Source organism: Streptomyces sp. NPDC001153 (genome assembly GCF_053598315.1).
Genome location: NZ_JBSFJZ010000022.1, coordinates 117,299 through 132,120, shown reverse-complemented (window position 1 = coordinate 132,120; position 14,822 = coordinate 117,299). Strand labels below are relative to the sequence as shown.

General features: G+C 72.4%; 14 protein-coding genes. 4 read left to right on the top strand and 10 right to left on the bottom strand.

What is annotated here, in order from left to right:
* Positions 1–14 precede the first annotated feature (14 nt).
* Entirely contained in the window at positions 15–1,268 is a 1,254-nt protein-coding gene (locus tag ACWDEN_RS25105; RefSeq protein ID WP_351612658.1) for a styrene monooxygenase/indole monooxygenase family protein, read from the top strand.
* On the opposite strand, the gene ACWDEN_RS25100 is transcribed toward ACWDEN_RS25105, so the two are convergent.
* From ACWDEN_RS25100 to ACWDEN_RS25085, 4 genes are all read right to left on the bottom strand, one after another.
* Entirely contained in the window at positions 1,241–2,314 is a 1,074-nt protein-coding gene (locus ACWDEN_RS25100; RefSeq protein WP_351612661.1) for a C40 family peptidase, read from the bottom strand. The two genes, ACWDEN_RS25105 and ACWDEN_RS25100, sit on opposite strands and share 28 nt — an antisense overlap.
* Before the next feature lie 123 nt (positions 2,315–2,437).
* Positions 2,438–2,740 (bottom strand): hypothetical protein, encoded by a 303-nt coding sequence (locus ACWDEN_RS25095; RefSeq protein WP_450860170.1) that lies wholly within the window; start codon positions 2,738–2,740, stop codon positions 2,438–2,440.
* 4 nt (positions 2,741–2,744) lie between these two features.
* Positions 2,745–3,401: a TetR/AcrR family transcriptional regulator gene (locus ACWDEN_RS25090; protein ID WP_450860169.1), complete on the bottom strand. Its 657-nt coding sequence runs from the start codon at positions 3,399–3,401 to the stop codon at positions 2,745–2,747.
* A 127-nt stretch (positions 3,402–3,528) separates the two neighbouring features.
* Positions 3,529–4,467, bottom strand: coding sequence for an AurF N-oxygenase family protein (locus ACWDEN_RS25085; RefSeq protein WP_351612669.1), 939 nt, complete (start codon positions 4,465–4,467; stop codon positions 3,529–3,531).
* 123 nt (positions 4,468–4,590) lie between these two features.
* Here ACWDEN_RS25085 and ACWDEN_RS25080 point away from each other — a divergent pair, with 123 nt between their 5' ends.
* Together ACWDEN_RS25080 and ACWDEN_RS25075 are read left to right on the top strand one after the other, a co-directional pair.
* Entirely contained in the window at positions 4,591–5,700 is a 1,110-nt protein-coding gene (locus ACWDEN_RS25080; RefSeq protein WP_351612672.1) for a ferritin-like domain-containing protein, read from the top strand.
* Positions 5,701–6,350: 650 nt separating this feature from the next.
* Positions 6,351–7,223, top strand: a complete 873-nt coding sequence (locus tag ACWDEN_RS25075) for a hypothetical protein (RefSeq protein WP_450860190.1) — start codon at positions 6,351–6,353, stop codon at positions 7,221–7,223.
* A gap of 37 nt (positions 7,224–7,260) precedes the next feature.
* Here the strand turns inward: ACWDEN_RS25075 and ACWDEN_RS25070 are convergent, their stop codons facing one another.
* The 5 genes from ACWDEN_RS25070 to ACWDEN_RS25050 all read right to left on the bottom strand — a co-directional run bounded on the left by ACWDEN_RS25070 (position 7,261) and on the right by ACWDEN_RS25050 (position 12,961).
* Positions 7,261–8,718 (bottom strand): penicillin-binding transpeptidase domain-containing protein, encoded by a 1,458-nt coding sequence (locus tag ACWDEN_RS25070; RefSeq protein WP_351612761.1) that lies wholly within the window; start codon positions 8,716–8,718, stop codon positions 7,261–7,263.
* A 52-nt stretch (positions 8,719–8,770) separates the two neighbouring features.
* Positions 8,771–10,150, bottom strand: a complete 1,380-nt coding sequence (locus tag ACWDEN_RS25065) for an FtsW/RodA/SpoVE family cell cycle protein (protein ID WP_351612675.1) — start codon at positions 10,148–10,150, stop codon at positions 8,771–8,773.
* 108 nt (positions 10,151–10,258) lie between these two features.
* Positions 10,259–11,509 (bottom strand): HAMP domain-containing sensor histidine kinase, encoded by a 1,251-nt coding sequence (locus ACWDEN_RS25060; protein WP_351612678.1) that lies wholly within the window; start codon positions 11,507–11,509, stop codon positions 10,259–10,261.
* Positions 11,506–12,270: a hypothetical protein gene (locus ACWDEN_RS25055; protein WP_351612680.1), complete on the bottom strand. Its 765-nt coding sequence runs from the start codon at positions 12,268–12,270 to the stop codon at positions 11,506–11,508. The genes ACWDEN_RS25060 and ACWDEN_RS25055 overlap by 4 nt, the downstream gene beginning before the upstream one ends.
* Before the next feature lie 181 nt (positions 12,271–12,451).
* The gene (locus tag ACWDEN_RS25050) at positions 12,452–12,961 is read right to left on the bottom strand and encodes a protein-tyrosine phosphatase family protein (RefSeq protein ID WP_351612682.1); all 510 of its coding nucleotides are present in this window, start codon (positions 12,959–12,961) and stop codon (positions 12,452–12,454) included.
* A 100-nt stretch (positions 12,962–13,061) separates the two neighbouring features.
* Between ACWDEN_RS25050 and ACWDEN_RS25045 the strand changes: the two genes are divergently transcribed.
* Positions 13,062–13,865, top strand: coding sequence for a nuclease-related domain-containing protein (locus ACWDEN_RS25045; RefSeq protein ID WP_450860168.1), 804 nt, complete (start codon positions 13,062–13,064; stop codon positions 13,863–13,865).
* Positions 13,866–13,932: 67 nt separating this feature from the next.
* On the opposite strand, the gene ligD is transcribed toward ACWDEN_RS25045, so the two are convergent.
* Positions 13,933–14,820, bottom strand: a complete 888-nt coding sequence (gene ligD, locus ACWDEN_RS25040; RefSeq protein ID WP_450860167.1) for a non-homologous end-joining DNA ligase — start codon at positions 14,818–14,820, stop codon at positions 13,933–13,935.
* Positions 14,821–14,822: the final 2 nt, after the last annotated feature.

Sequence of the window (14,822 nt, the reverse complement as noted above, 5' to 3'; positions counted from 1 at the left end):
GAGTCCCCACCCGCATGCGGAAGATACTCGTCGTCGGAGCCGGCCAGTCCGGTCTCCAGCTCGCCCTCGGCCTGCAGTCGCACGGCTACGAGGTCACCCTGATGTCGAACCGGACCGCGGACGAGATCCGCACCGGCCGGGTCATGTCGACGCAGTGCATGTTCCACACGGCACTGCAGCACGAGCGCGATCTGAAGCTGAACTTCTGGGAGTCCCAGGCCCCGAAGATCGAAGGACTCGGCGTCTCGGTCGCGGCCCCCGGCTCGCACGACCCGGGCCCCACCCAGCGGGCCATCGACTGGGTGGGCAGGCTGGACGGGTACGCGCAGTCGGTCGACCAGCGGGTGAAGATGGCCGGCTGGATGGAGACCTTCGCACAGCGCGGCGGCCAGCTGGTCATCCACGGCGCGGCCGTCGGCGACCTCGACTACTTCTCCCGCACCTACGACCTCGTCCTGGTCTCCGCCGGCAAGGGTGAGCTGGTCCAGATGTTCGGCCGCGACGCCTCGCGCTCCCCGTACAGCGAGCCGCAGCGCGCGCTGGCGGTGTCGTACGTCCACGGGCTCGGCCCCCGCCCGGAGCACCCGGACTTCGCGGCCGTCCGCTGCAACCTGGTCCCCGGTGTCGGCGAGCTGTTCGTCATGCCGACGCTCACCACCTCCGGACCGGCCGACATCCTGTTCTGGGAGGGCATACCCGGCGGCCCGCTCGACGTCTTCAACGGCGTCAAGGACCCGGCGGAGCACCTCTCCCTGACCCTGGAACTCATGGAGAAGTTCACGCCCTGGGAGTACGCGCGGGCGACCGAGGTCGAACTGACCGACGCGGGCGGCACGCTGGCCGGCCGCTACGCCCCCACGGTGCGCAACCCCATCGGCCGGCTGCCCGGCGGCGGCCTGGTCCTGGGCGTCGCGGACGTCGTCGTCGCCAACGACCCGATCACCGGCCAGGGCTCCAACTCGGCGTCCAAGTGCGCGGCCGCGTACCTCGCGTCGATCCTGGAGCAGGGTGACAAGCCGTTCGACGAGGAGTGGATGCAGGCCACGTTCGACCGGTACTGGAACACCGCGCAGCACGTCACCAAGTGGACGAACGCGATGCTCATGCCGCCGCCGGAGCACATCCTGAACCTCATCGGCGCGGCCGGCGGGCTCCAGCCCGTGGCCGACCGCTTCGCCAACGCCTTCGACGACCCGGCCGACTTCGAGAACTTCTTCTACGACCCGGAGAAGACGGCCGCCTATCTGGCGTCGGTCGCGGGAGCCTGATCGTCCGGTCGTACGGCACCGAGCACCGGGTTGGACGCCAGCGGTGACAGCTGGACGTTCGCTCCGGGCCTCGGTGCCTGTACGACCTTGCCGTCGCCCACGTACATCGCCACGTGGGTCGCGTCCGGGAAGTACACCACCAGGTCACCGGGGCGGAGGTCGCCGAGCGGGATGTGCTTCAGGCGCCGCCACTGCTCCTGGCTGGTGCGGGGGATGGATCTGCCCGCGTACTGCCAGGCCCCGGAGGTGAGGCCCGAGCAGTCGTAGCCGTCGGGGCCCTCCGCACCCCACATGTACGGCTTGCCGAGCTGGTACAGGGCGTAGCGCACCGCGCGGGCGCCCTCGGCGGAGGCGGCGCGGTTCGCGGGGAGGGAGCCCGCGGTGACGAGCTTGTGCTGGGCCTCGGTGACGCCCCGCTGCTCCAGCGCGGCGACCGCGGCCAGCTGGCCCGGGGTCAGGGTGGCCAGCAGCCGCTCCACATCGCCCAGCTTGCCCCGCACCTCGTCGCGCTGCTTCTTCTGCTGGTCGGCGAGGGTGAGCTGGGCGTCCAGGGCTTTGCGGGCGGCCCGGGCCAGGGTGTCCCGCTGCTTCTCCGCGGCGGTCAGCCGGTGCACCGTGCGGGCCTGCACACGGGCCAGTTCGCCGATGACATGGCTCTCGTCCAGCGCGTCCTGCGGATCGGGCGCGAGGAGCAGGCGGACGTACGGGCCGAGACCGCCGGTGCTCTGGTACTGCCGGCGGGCCAGCCGGCCGGCGTCGGCCCGGCTGTCCTGCAGGGCGAGCCGGGTGCGGGCCAGTTCGCCGTCGAGGCGGGCCACCTCGGCGCGCTGACGCTTCAGCTTCTCGGCCGTGGCGTTGTACGTCTCGGTGGCCTGTTCGGCCTGGCGGTACAGCTGCTGAAGGTCCGTCAGCAGCTGGGACACGGACCTCTGCGGACCCGCACCGGGCCGCTGCGGGTCCGGTGCGGCCGCGGCGGGTGCGGGCACGAGCACGGCCTGGGCCGCCAGCGCGGTCGTACAGGCCAGGCGCACGAGCATTCCTGACACGTGATCACCTCGGGTGCGGGGAGGGATTCCCGGCGGGCGGGCTGGTCGCCTCCTATCGCACCGCGATAATCAGATGTATCCGTGCGGGGCGCGCTCCCGGCGTGCGCGGTTCGGCGCAAGCTGTCACTCGTTCGTGGCGTCCGGTTCACCGGGCGGCGTGGCGGTGGGCTTCGACCAGGGCCACCTGAGCCGTCCGCCGGAGGTGTCGTCCGGGTCGTACTGGTACTTCCATCCCTGGATCAGCCCCAGCCGCTTGCTGTGCCCGCGCGGCACCCTGCGGTAGACGAGCACGGTGGGCGGGCCGCCCTCGGGGTCCGGGACGGGGATGCGGTACGTCTTCGGCGGGTGTCCGGTGGGGCCGACCATGACCGGCAGCACGCGCCCGTCCATGGGGCCGCCCTCGAAGGGGGTTTCCTGACTCTTCACCGCTTCAGTCTCGGCCATCCTCGCCGACCGCGCCGACGACGGCGGCCGTCTGCTCGTCCCGGGCCGCGGTGACGGTGAGTACGGCCACGAACTGCTCCACCAGCCAGGCGCGCAGCTCCTCCACCGGGGGCTGCTTGTCCTCGTCCAGCCAGATCAGGGAGGCCGCCTCGACGGCCGTGATCCAGGTCCGGACGGTCATCCGCAGCCGCGGGCCGGGCTCGGCGACGCCGAGGTGGCTGTAGATGTGCTCGGCGGCGGCCCGCCGGACCCCGTCGACGATGGCCGTGGTCCGCGAGGTCTCCACCACGCTGCCGCCCTGGAGCAGCGCGCTGAACCCGGTGTCGTGCTCGTCGACGAAGCTCAGATACCGGTCCAGGGCGCGGGACAGGCGGGGCAGCAGGGGCCCCTCGCGGGCCTCGTCGAAGCACAGCTGCAGCTCTTCGGCGGCCGAGCGCAGCGCGGCCTCGTACAGCTGCTGCTTGCCGCCCGGGAAGTACCGGTACACCAGGGGGCGTGACACTCCGGCGGCCTCCGCCACGTCGTCCAGCGACACGTCCTCGGGGGCGCGGTGGGCGAAGAGGCCCAGGGCGGCGGCGAGGAGCTGGCTTCGCCGCTCCTCGACGCTCAGGCGGCGGTAGGCGGGGGTGGCGGCGGGGGTCATGGACCGCAGCCTAATCGCTCCGCTCGGGGGGCGGTCTTTTGTCTGCCGGTCCGTTGTGGCTGGTCGCGCCCGCGCGGCGGAGCCGCACGTCGATACGGCCCCGCGCCCCTCACGTCGGCACACTCGCCTACGCCAGCAGGCCGGACGACCTCCACAGCCGCCGTCCCACTCCCCGCAGCACACCGATGTCGTCCAGAAAGTCCGTCAGCCGCTTCGCGCCCGTCTGCATGACCTCGCGGCGGTGCCCGCTGGCCTTCACCTGGGCCATGGCCTCCCGCTTGTCCAGGCCCACGTTCGTGTAGACGTCGGGGTTCACGAACGCGATCGAGAACACCCGCGCGAACTCACCGGACGTGATCCTCGTGAACTCCTGGGACCACTTCGGCGCCGTCACCATCTGGCGCCGCAGTTCCTCGCGGGCGTACCGGACGTGCCGGGCCTCCTCGACGACGTGGATGCGGGTGACGCCACGGATGAGGGGCTGGATCCGCTCGTCCGGGAAGGTCAGCCGCTGCATCCAGTCCAGCACCTCCTCGCCGAGCAGCGTGGCGGTGAAGGAACCGGGGGTCGTGGAGATGGTCTTGAAGAGGCGGCCGAGGTTCTGGTGGACCTTGCCGACCGGGTACCAGGGCGTGCCGCCGTGCGAGATCAGGCGCGCGAACATCTTGGAGTGCCGGCACTCGTCCTCGATCTCGGTGAGGGCGTAGCGGACATGGGCGCTCGTCGCCGCCTTGTCGTAGATGTGCCGCACCAGCAGCTGCATCAGGATGATCTCGAACCAGATGCCGAGGGAGGCCAGTGCCGCCGCCTCGTGCTGGGAGAGCAGGATCCGCTGCTCCTCGCTCATCCGCTTCCACATCGGCGTGTCGTAGAGCGAGACCAGTTCCGGCGGCCAGAACCACTTGCCTTCCTCGAAGGGCGCGTCCCAGTCCAGTTCCCTGTCCGGGTCGAAGGAGTGCTTGGCGGAGGACGCGAGCAGCCGTTCGGCCACCTGCTCCCGGTCCTTGAGCAGGCCGAGCGCATCGCGCAGACCGTCCAGCGCGTCCGCTTCCGTCAGGGTCGTCATGGCTCCCTCACCTCGTTACCCGGGGGTAGTCGTCCTGTCTCTTATGAGACTGCCTGTCAGCAAGACCGTCAATCCCTTGCGCATGACTTGTTGACTTCGCGTCTACGTGTGAGCCTGCGGGGTATGCCGACCCATGACCTGTACGCCAACGACCCCGGAGACTCCCCCTGGCAGGTGCCCGCGAGCGGCGCCGCCCGGTTCAGCTGGGAGTACGACGACGGCCGCGAACGCCTGCTCGCCCTGTACCAGAAGGGCAAGGACAAGCAGTGGGACGGGCAGCAGCGCATCGACTGGGACCTGGAGGTCGACCCGTACGACGCGCTCGGCACGCCCGAGGAGGCCATGACCCTGTACGGCACCAGGTACTGGGACAGGATGACGGAGAAGGACAAGGGCGAGCTGCGGCGGCACTACGCCTCCTGGCAGTTCAGCCAGTTCCTGCACGGCGAGCAGGGCGCGATGATCTGCGCGGCCCGGATCGTGGAGTCGGTGCCCGATCTGGACGCCAAGTTCTACTCCGCGACCCAGACCATGGACGAGGCCCGGCACGCCGAGATCTACGGCCGGTTCCTGCACGAGAAGATCGGGCTCGTCTATCCGATCAACGACAACCTCCAGTCCCTGCTCGGCGACACCCTGCGCGACAGCCGCTGGGACATGCCCTACCTCGGCATGCAGGTCCTCATCGAGGGTCTCGCGCTGGCCGCCTTCGGAATGATCCGGGACACCACCGACAAGCCGCTGCCCAAGCAGATCCTGACCTACGTCATGCAGGACGAGGCCCGGCACGTGGCCTTCGGCCGGCTGGCGCTGCGGGACTACTACAAGCAGCTCACCGACGCCGAACTGCGCGAGCGCGAGGAGTTCGTCATCGAGGGCTGCTATCTGATGCGCGACCGGCTCCGGGGCGTGGAGGTCCTGGAGAACTTCGGCATCCCCAAGGCCGAGGCGGAGGCCCTCAGCGAGCGCTCGGAGTTCCTGCAGCTGTTCCGCAAGCTGCTGTTCAGCCGGATCGTGCCCTGCGTCAAGGACATCGGGCTGTGGGGCAAGCGGCTCCAGCAGGCCTATGCGGACATGGGCGTCTTCGAGATGGGCGACGCCAACCTGGATCTGCTGATGGCCCAGGACGAGGAACTGGCCGAGCAGTTGGACGCCCAGCGCTTCGCCACCGAGGAACGCGAGCGGATCGCGGAGGTCCGGGAGGCGATCGAGTCGGGGGCAGCAGAGGCCTGACGGGGTGGCGGCCGAGATGGCGGACGGCTGAGGCGATGGAGGGCCGGGGCCCACCCGCCGTTCGCCCGACGCCTGGCCGCCCCACGCCTTTCGGTTGGACCCCGGGCGCCCCCGCTCCCTTCCGCCGGCTCCCGAGCCCCGCACGCTTCGCCCCGCCGGCCGGGGGGAGGGCTGGGGCAGCGGAGGCCTGACGCGGGTGGCGGCCGACCCTTCCGCCGGCTCCCGAGCCCCGCACGCTTCGCCCCGTCGGCCGGGGGGAGGGCTGGGGCAGCGGAGGCCTGACGCGGGTGGCGGCCGAGATGCCGGACGGCTGAGGCGGCGGTAGGCCGGGGCCCACCCCGTTCGCCCGACGCCCGGCAACCCCACGCCTTTCGGTTGGACCGTAGCCGCCCCACGCCGTCCGCCCGACGCCCAGCAGCCCCACGCCTCTCGGTTTTGCTGCAGCCGCCCCACGCCGTTCGCCCGACGCCCGGCCGCCCCACGCCTTTCGGCCGGGCCCCAGCCACCCCCCTCCCTTCCGCCGGCCCTCAGCCCCGCACGCCCCCCGGCTCGCCGGGCGGATGGCTGAGGTGGGTGAACTGGTGGGGCGGTGGAGGGATGAGGTGGCTGTCGGGGCGTTCACCCGTGTGCAGTAGCGTGCTGGCGTGTCCATGCCTCCGCCCCCGCAGCAGCCGTACCCGAACGGCCCGTCGTACCCCGCCGGCCCCCAGCAGCCGCCGAACCCGTACGGCCCGCCCCCGCAGGCCGCCGCCACCGGTCCGTACGGCCCGCAGCCCCCGCAGGCCGCCCCCGGCCCGTACGGCTCCCCGTACCCGCCGCAGCAGCCGTACCCGCCCCAGCAGCCCTACGCCCAGCAGCCGTACCCGGGCTGGGGCGCGCCGCCCATGGCCCCGCTGCCGAGGAAGCGGCGGGTCGGGCTGATCCTCGGCATCGTGGGCGGCGTCGTCGTGGCGGTCGTCGTGGTGCTCGTCCTGATCGGGATGGCGGTCGAGAGCGGCTTCCCCGAGGCGAAGAACAAGCTCACGCTGCCCCAGACGCTGCTCGACGGGAAGTACCGGCTGGCCCAGGACCTCTCCGGCTCCGAGGGCAAGAAGATCGAGGACGAGGCCCACGGGGCCTGGGACGCCAAGGACCTGCACGGTGTGGTCGGCACGTACAACGTGGACGGCGACGCGACCAAGGGCACTCTGGTGGTCTCGGGCATGTACGGCCGGTTCAAGAACACCGACGCGGCCCGCAGGAACATGATGACGGGCGCCGCCGAGGGCGCCAACGGCAAGATCGCCGTGCCCGCGAAGGACTTCGACCTGAGCGGCGTGACGATCAGCTGCGAGGTCGTGACGCAGGAGCAGGTGGGCACGAAGTTCACCGTGCCCATGTGCGCCTGGGCCGACGGCAACACGGGCGCCACGGTCGCCACCGTGACGCCGCTCGCGTCGCAGAGCCCGTCGGACATCGACCTGGAGGCGGCCGCGAAGGACACCCTCAAGGTCCGTTCCGAGGCGGTCAAGCCGATCGGCTGACCTCCGCACTCCGTTCAGGACGCGACGCGGGCGGTGCTCACCGGCCGAGCACCGCCCGCATCACGTCCCGCGCGATCGGTGCCGCGTTCCCGCCGCCGCTGATCTCGCCCCGGTTCGCCGAGGCGTCCTCCACCACCACCGCGACCGCCACCTGCGGGTCCAGGGAGTTGTCGGCCTGCGCCCAGGAGACGAACCAGGCGTACGGCACACCCGCGTTGCCGACCCCGTGCTGCGCGGTGCCGGTCTTGCCGCCGACCAGGGCGCCGGGGATGGCCGCCCGGGTTCCGGTGCCCTCCCGGACCACGTCGGCCATCAGCTCCTTCAGCCGTTCGGCCGTCGAGGGGTTGATCACCTGCCGCACCGGATGCGCCCCGTTCCCCGCCACCGTCTCGCCGTTGCGCCGGGTCGTCCGCTCCACCAGGTACGGCGACCACAGCTGCCCGCGGTCCGCGACGGCCGCCGCGACCATCGCCATCTGCAGCGGAGTGGCCCGCGTGTTGTACTGCCCGATCGAGGCCAGCGCCAGCTGAGCCCGGTCCACGTGCGGGTCGAAGGTGCTGGGCGCGACGGAGAAGGGGATCCGCAGCCCGGTGTCGTTGAACCCGAACGCCCCCGCCGTGGCCGCCATGCCCTTCACCCCGACGTCCACACCGAGCTTGGCGAACACCGTGTTGCAGGACCACTCGAAGGCCGACCGCAGCGAGGCGTCCCGGCAGCCGTCGGCCTCGTTGGTCAGCCGCGTCCTGGTGCCGGGCAGCCAGTAGGGGTCGGGGGAGTGGGTGTGCGCGTCCACGTCGGTGACCGCCCCCGCGTCCAGCGCCGCCGCCGCGGTGACGACCTTGAACGTCGACCCCGGCGGATAGGTCTGCCGCACCGCCCGGTTGAGCATCGGCTTCTCCGGGTCGTGGTTGAGCCGCGCCCACGCCGAGGTCACCGCCTCGCCGTTGCCCGACAGCACCCCGGGGTCGTACGACGGACTCGACACCAGCGCCAGGACGCGGCCCGTGGTCGGCTCGATCGCGGCCACCGCGCCCTTGCGCCCGGCCAGCCCCCGGTACGCCGCCTCCTGCGCGCGCCGGTTCAGCGTGGTCACGACGTTGCCGGCCGGACCGGGCCGGCGCGTCATGTCGTTCCACAGCGGCAGCGGCCACAGCAGCGGGTCCGTGCCGGAGAGCACCCCGTCCCCGGCGTGCTCCAGGAACGTGGTGCCGTACGACTGCGAGGCGAAGCCGGTCACCGGCGCGTACAACGGGCCGTTCTTGTAGGTGCGTTCGTAGCGCAGCTGCTCGCCGGTGTCCACGGAGCCGGTGACCGGCTCGTCGCCGACCACGATGTCGCCGCGCGGATGGCCGTAACGGGCGATCTCGGCGCGCCGGTTGGCGGGGTTGTCGTCGTAGACCCGGGACTGCACCACCTGCACGCGGGCCGCGTTGACCAGCAGCGCCGCCAGCAGCAGCGCGCAGAACGCGCAGGCGTGCCGGATGTAGCGCGCCATCGGCCGCCCACCGCCGTAGTCGCTCACGGTGCCTCCTCTACGGCGTACTCGCTCACGGTGCCTCCCGCCCGTCGTACTGGCTGCGCGCCGAGTCGCTCACCCGGATCAGCAGCGCCACGATCGTCCAGTTGGTGACCACCGAGGAGCCGCCCTGGGCGAGGAACGGCATCGCCATGCCGGTCAGCGGGATCAGCCCGGTGACCCCGCCCGCGATCACGAACACCTGCAGCGCCAGGATCGACGCCAGCCCGACCGCGAGCAGCCGGCCGAAGGGCTCGCGCAGGGCGAGGCCCGCCCGGTAGCCGCGCTCCACCAGCAGCGCGTACAGCAGGAAGATCGCCGCGAGCCCCGCGAGCCCCAGTTCCTCGCCCGCCGTGGCCAGGATGAAGTCCGACTTGACGGCGAAGCCGATGAGGACCGAGTGCCCGAGCCCGAGCCCGGTGCCGAGCATCCCGCCGGCGGCGAAGGCGAACAGCGACTGGGAGAGCTGGTTCGGTCCCCGCCCGGCCTCGATGGTGGCGAAGGGATGCAGCCAGTCCTCGATCCGCTGGTTCACATGCGGCTCCATCCGCCCGACGGCCACCGCACCGAGGACGGCGAGCAGCAGGCCGACCGCGATCCAGCCGGTCCGCCCCGTGGCGACGTACAGCAGCACCACGAACAGCCCGAAGAACAGCAGCGAGGTGCCCAGATCCCGTTCCAGGACCAGCACCCCGACGCTCAGCAGCCAGATCGTCACGATCGGCCCGAGCACCCGCCCGGTCGGGAACTGCAGCCGCCACAGCCGGCGGCCCGAGTACGCGAGCGCGTTGCGGTTGTCGGCCAGGTAGGCGGCGAAGAACACCGCGAGCAGCACCTTCGCGAACTCGCCCGGCTGGATGGAGAATCCGGCGATCCGGATCCAGATCCGGGCGCCGTTGACCGCCGGGAACAGGATCGGCAGCGCGAGCAGCCCGAGCGCGGCGGCCACGCACACATACGCGTACCGCTGGAGCGCCCGGTGGTCGCGCAGCACCAGCACCACCCCGATGAACAGCCCGATACCGAGCGTGGACCACACGAGCTGGGCCGGGGCCGCCTGGTCGTGCGGGGTCTCCCGGTCCAGCCGGTAGATCAGGACCAGCCCGAGCCCGTTGAGCAGCACACCGATCGGCAGGAACAGCGGGTCGGCGTACGGCGCCCGGATGCGCACCGCGATATGCGCCGACAGCGCGAGCACACCGAGCCCGGCGCCGTAACCGACGGCCCCCGGCGGAACGGTACCGGTCCGCGCCAGCCCCACCGCGCAGTAGCCGTACACCGACAGCAGGACGGCCAGCACGATCAGGGCGAGTTCGATGCCGCGGCGCCGGGGGAGACGTACGACGGCCGCGGAAGTCCGCGCCGCCGCCACGGTGGTTCCGGTGGTTCCGGTGGTTCCGGCCTTGGTCATGCCCGGAACCTACCCAAACCGGGCAGTGCGCCCCAAAGGCGCGCGGGGAACCACGGGAGAAACCACGAACGACCCGCACCCGGCGGACCACCGGTGGCCCCGGGCTCTCTACCGCCTCGCCACCGCGGGCAGGACCAGCGTGGCGACGGCCCCGCCGTCCACCGCGTTGGCGAAGAACAGCCGCGCCCCCAGCACCTCCGCCTGCCCCATGGCGATGGTCAGCCCCAGCCCGTGCCCGGTCGCCCCGCCCTCCGTACGGAACCGCTGCGGCCCATGAGCCACCAGGTACTCGGGATACCCCTCCCCGTGATCCCGTACGGTCACCACCGCGCCGTTCACGGTGAGCACCACCGGCGCCCGCCCGTGCTTGTGCGCGTTCGCCACGAGATTCCCCAGCACCCGCTCCAGCCGCCGCCGGTCGGTCTCCACCCGGGCGTCGGCCAGGACGCGCACCTCCGTGTCGGTGCCGGAGGCCCGTACCACCCGCTGGGCCAGCGCCGCCAGGTCCTCGGTGTCCACCGCCGGCTTCTCCCGCCCGGTGTCCAGCCGGGAGATCTCCAGCAGGTCCTCGGTGAGGGTGCGCAGCGCCGCCACCCGGTCCCGCACCAGCTCCGTCGGCCGCCCCGGGGGCAGCAGCTCCGCCGCCGCGTGCAGCCCGGTCAGCGGGGTGCGCAGCTCGTGCGCCACGTCCGCGGTGAACCGCTGCTCGCTCAGCAGCTTGCTCTGCAGGCTCGACGCCATGGAGTCCAGCGCCGCCGCCACCGCGGCCACCTCGTCCTGCGGACGGGACGGATCCTTCGTACGGGGGTCCTCGACGCGCGCGTCCAGGTCGCCCGCGCTGATCCGCCGGGCCACCCGGGCCGTGCCGTGCAGCCGCCGGGTCACCCGGGTCACCCCGAACACGCCGACCAGCACTGTCGCCCCGATCGCGAGCACCGACGACCACAGGATCGAGTTGTCGAGCCCGCTGATGGTGCGGGACTGCTGCGAATAGTCGACCGCCACGGCGAGCGCCCGGTGCCCGGCCACCGGGCCCGCCGCCCACATGGTCGGGCGTCCGTCGTGCTGGGAGACCATGGTGCCGCGCGCGCCGGCCGCCGCCAGGGCGCGCAGCGGCGCGGGCAGCCCCGGGGGGTCCACCCCGGCGTTCGGCATCAGCGTGTCCCCGGCCTCGTACGCCGCGGTGGCGTCCGCGAGGCGGGACAGGGCCCTGCCGCGGGCCTGGCCGACGGTCTGGTTGGTCACCGAGACGTGCACCAGGACGCCGAGCAGCGCGGCCAGGGCACAGCACATGACCGTGATGAACACGGCCGCCTTCACGGCGAGCGGCCCGGCCCAGCGGGGCAGCGCGAGCCTCACCGCGCGCCCGCCGAGGAGGAGGTGGACGGCGAGGGAGAGAGCGTGGGCCTGGGCGAGGGCGTGGGCGAAGGCTTCTGGGCGTGCCGGCCGTTGCCGGTGTGCAGGTACTCGTCGCGGGAGAACACCATCGCGCGCTGCCCCGGGTCCCACACCCAGGTCGTGCGGTACTCGTAGCCGGAGATGTCGGCCGGCGAACGCTCGATCAGTGACCGGCCGGCCAGCTCCACGCCGAGGATCGCGTCGTTGTCGGCCAGCACCTGCACCAGCTTGTGCTTCTCGACGGTGTAGACCCGCACGCCCGTCTGGTTGGTCGGGTAGAGCCGGAAACCCAGCGTCATGTCGTCCCGGCCGTCGCCGGTGAGATCCCGGTAGTACGGCTTCAGCAGCGGGCAGCGGGCCCGGTCGCCGCCGGCCCGGCAGTCCTTCAGCCGGTCCACGGTCGCGTGGTACGCCCCCTTCGAACCGTAGTCGTCCGGATGCGCCTTCACCTCGGCCTCGACCACGTCCACCGGGTCCACCTTGCGGATGTCGTCGCCGGGGACCGTGATGCCCTTGACGACCTCCCTGGTCGCCACGTCGTAGGGGTACGCCGGGCTGGACGCCGGGCGCAGGTCCGGCCAGAGCTTGGCGGGGCTGACGGCGGCCGGAGTGGCGCCCGCGCTCCGCAGCCCGCCGGCGTCCCCACAGGCCACCGCCGTCACCGACAGCAGGGCGACGGCGGCCGCGGTGAGGGCGGTGCGCGCGGGACGGCGGGCTGGCACGGTGCTCCTGGGGTGTCGGGGTCACTGGGGTCGCTCGGGCCCCGTACACCCTATGCGTAGACGAGTAAATTCCCATGTAAGTACTTTTTGCATCCATGGGAGTGACGCTGGAGGAGAGGCTACTCGGGGCCTCTCGGCCTGCCCAGAGAGGCTCCTCCGCGGTCCTCCACGGGCGTCAGGGCTACTCGGCCAGCTCCTCCAGCAGCCGCACCGTCGCCAGGCCCGCGCGCAGGTACTCCACGAACAGCTCGTTGTGCAGCGCCCACGCCGAGCGCCGGGCCCGGATCAGCCGGATCACCTCGTCGGGCGGGGCATGCCCGCGCTGGGCCAGCGCGTGCGCGACGACCAGACCCGAGCGGTTGTACCCGTGGTAACAGCGCACGAGGACCCGGCGCCCGGCGTCGAGCGCCTCGTTCGCCGCCCGGGCCAGCCGGATCACCCCGGCGAGCTGCGTGCCGTCCAGCGGGCCGTCCGGTATCGGCCACACATGGTGCTCGACCGCCGGATCGGGGCCGTACCCCGGCAGCCGCAGCAGCGTCTGCACCACATCGAACTCATCATGTACGACGGCGAGCTCCGGCCGTCCCGAGCGGCCCCGGAACTCGTGCCCGCCCATCCACAGGCCGGGCACGATCTCGTTCCACGGGCTCTCCGGAACCGGTACGTCGGGCTGCTTTCCGCGGTTCCGCAACGGCGCCTCCCCAACTCCCCCTCGCGGGGCCGCCCTCCACCGTAACCGGTCTTGCCCCGGGAGCACCCCTCCTGTTCCCATGGTCGAGGGGTGATGGCGCATGAGCGCACTGCGCGTGGTGCCGGCCTATCGGCACGGCCGGGAACGGCTGTACGTCTGCCGCCCGGACGGAAGCAATGTCGCCTGGTACGACCGTGAGACGGGCCGGGTCAACCTGCTCGGCCAGGACGCCAGGGACGACGTACTGGACGCCCTGAAACCGTTCCTGACCGGCCCGGTCACCGTGGGCCCGCCGCCGGTCCCGACCCCTGCGGAACTCGCCCGGCTGACCCTGCACCCCGACGACGACCTGGCCCCCAACCGCCCCGGCGAGGCCCTGCTCGTCGCCCTCGACCGCGACCCCGGCCCCGCCCGCCGCCTGCGCCCCGACCCGCGCCGGCGCGCCCTGACGGCCGAGGAGACCGTCGGAGCGGCCCTGGACGGCCTGGAGGGCGCCGGCTGGCACACCCTGCACTCCATATCCCTGCCCGGCGGCGACCGCATCCACCATCTGCTCCTCGGCCCCGGCGGCGTGTTCGCCGTACACGCCCTGTACGCCCGTAAGGCCCGGGTCCAGGTCGCCGACCCGATGGTCACCGTCGGCCGCCGCGAGGCCGAGCCGCTGCTGCGCCGGCTGCGCTCCGTCGCCGACCGGGCCTCCTACGCCCTGACCGCCGAGGTCCGCCCGGTACTGGCCCTGGCGGGTCCGGCCGAGGTGACGGTGACCGCCCCGCCGCGCTCGGTACGCATCCTGCAGGACACCGAGCTGACGGGTCTGGCCCGGCTGGGCGGGGTGCTGAAACCAGCGGACGTGGAGGCGTTGCACGGGATGGCGCGGGACCGGAACACGTGGGGGAGGGTGTAGGCGAAGGCGTTGATCAGGGGAGGGGTGCGGATCAGGGGAGCGGCGTGGAGCAGGGAAGGGGCGCGAATCAGGGGAGCGGCGCGGCTGTTTCCGGATCCAGCAGTCCGGCCATGAGATCCCCGAGGTCCTGCAGCCGCGCCGCGATGTCGCCGGCCAGGAACTCCAGCTGACCAGGGCTGCGGCAGCCGGCGACCTCCTCCCAGGTCACCGGTGCGGAGACGAGCGGGGCCGGGCGGGCGCGCAGGGTGTACGGCGTGGCCGTGGTCTTGCGGGCCGCGTTCTGGCTCCAGTCGACGAACACCTTCCCCGGCCTGAGGCTCTTCGTCATCCGGTGCACCACCAGCCGCGGCATCGCCCGCTCGGCCTCCACGGCCAGCGCCTTCGCGTACTCGCTCGTCCGCTCGGAGGACGAGCCCCGGACGGAGGCCAGCAGGTGCAGCCCCTTCGAGCCGGCCGTCTTCGGGTACGCCTCGATGCCGTCCGCCGCGAGCCGCTCGCGCAGCCACAAGGCCACCTGGCAGCAGTGGACGATCGTCGCGGGCGCGCCCGGGTCGAGGTCGAAGACCAGCCGGTCGGCCTCGTCCGGGGTCTGCACCAGCCACTGATGGGTGTGGAACTCGGTGACCAGGTTCGCCGCCCAGACCAGGCTCGCCAGATCCTGCAGGACCACCATCCGGGCCGGGCTGTCCGCCGAGGACCGCGGCACCTCGGCGGTGGTGACCCACTCGGGCGTACCCGGAGGCACGTTCTTCGTGAAGAACACCTGCCCCTCCGGTCCGTCCGGATAGCGCAGGAAGGACACGGCCCGGTCGCGCAGGTGCGGCAGCAGCACGTCGGCGCTGGTCGCGTAGTAGTGGACCAGCTCCGCCTTGGTGAAGCCGGTCCCCGGATACAGCACCTTCTCCAGGTTGCTGAGCGCGACCCGCCGCCCCTCCACCTCTGTGATAGGCGTCATAC

Bases quoted from the DNA above. Each gene is read 5' to 3' on its own strand.
- ACWDEN_RS25070 (WP_351612761.1), bottom strand. From the start codon at position 8,718: ATGGCGCGCTACATCCGGCACGCCTGCGCGTTCTGCGCGCTGCTGCTG.
- ACWDEN_RS25105 (WP_351612658.1), top strand. From the start codon at position 15: ATGCGGAAGATACTCGTCGTCGGAGCCGGCCAGTCCGGTCTCCAGCTC.
- ACWDEN_RS25090 (WP_450860169.1), bottom strand. From the start codon at position 3,401: ATGACCCCCGCCGCCACCCCCGCCTACCGCCGCCTGAGCGTCGAGGAG.
- ACWDEN_RS25080 (WP_351612672.1), top strand. From the start codon at position 4,591: ATGCCGACCCATGACCTGTACGCCAACGACCCCGGAGACTCCCCCTGG.
- ACWDEN_RS25065 (WP_351612675.1), bottom strand. From the start codon at position 10,150: ATGACCAAGGCCGGAACCACCGGAACCACCGGAACCACCGTGGCGGCG.
- ACWDEN_RS25075 (WP_450860190.1), top strand. From the start codon at position 6,351: ATGCCTCCGCCCCCGCAGCAGCCGTACCCGAACGGCCCGTCGTACCCC.
- ligD (WP_450860167.1), bottom strand. From the start codon at position 14,820: ATGACGCCTATCACAGAGGTGGAGGGGCGGCGGGTCGCGCTCAGCAAC.
- ACWDEN_RS25085 (WP_351612669.1), bottom strand. From the start codon at position 4,467: ATGACGACCCTGACGGAAGCGGACGCGCTGGACGGTCTGCGCGATGCG.
- ACWDEN_RS25045 (WP_450860168.1), top strand. From the start codon at position 13,062: ATGAGCGCACTGCGCGTGGTGCCGGCCTATCGGCACGGCCGGGAACGG.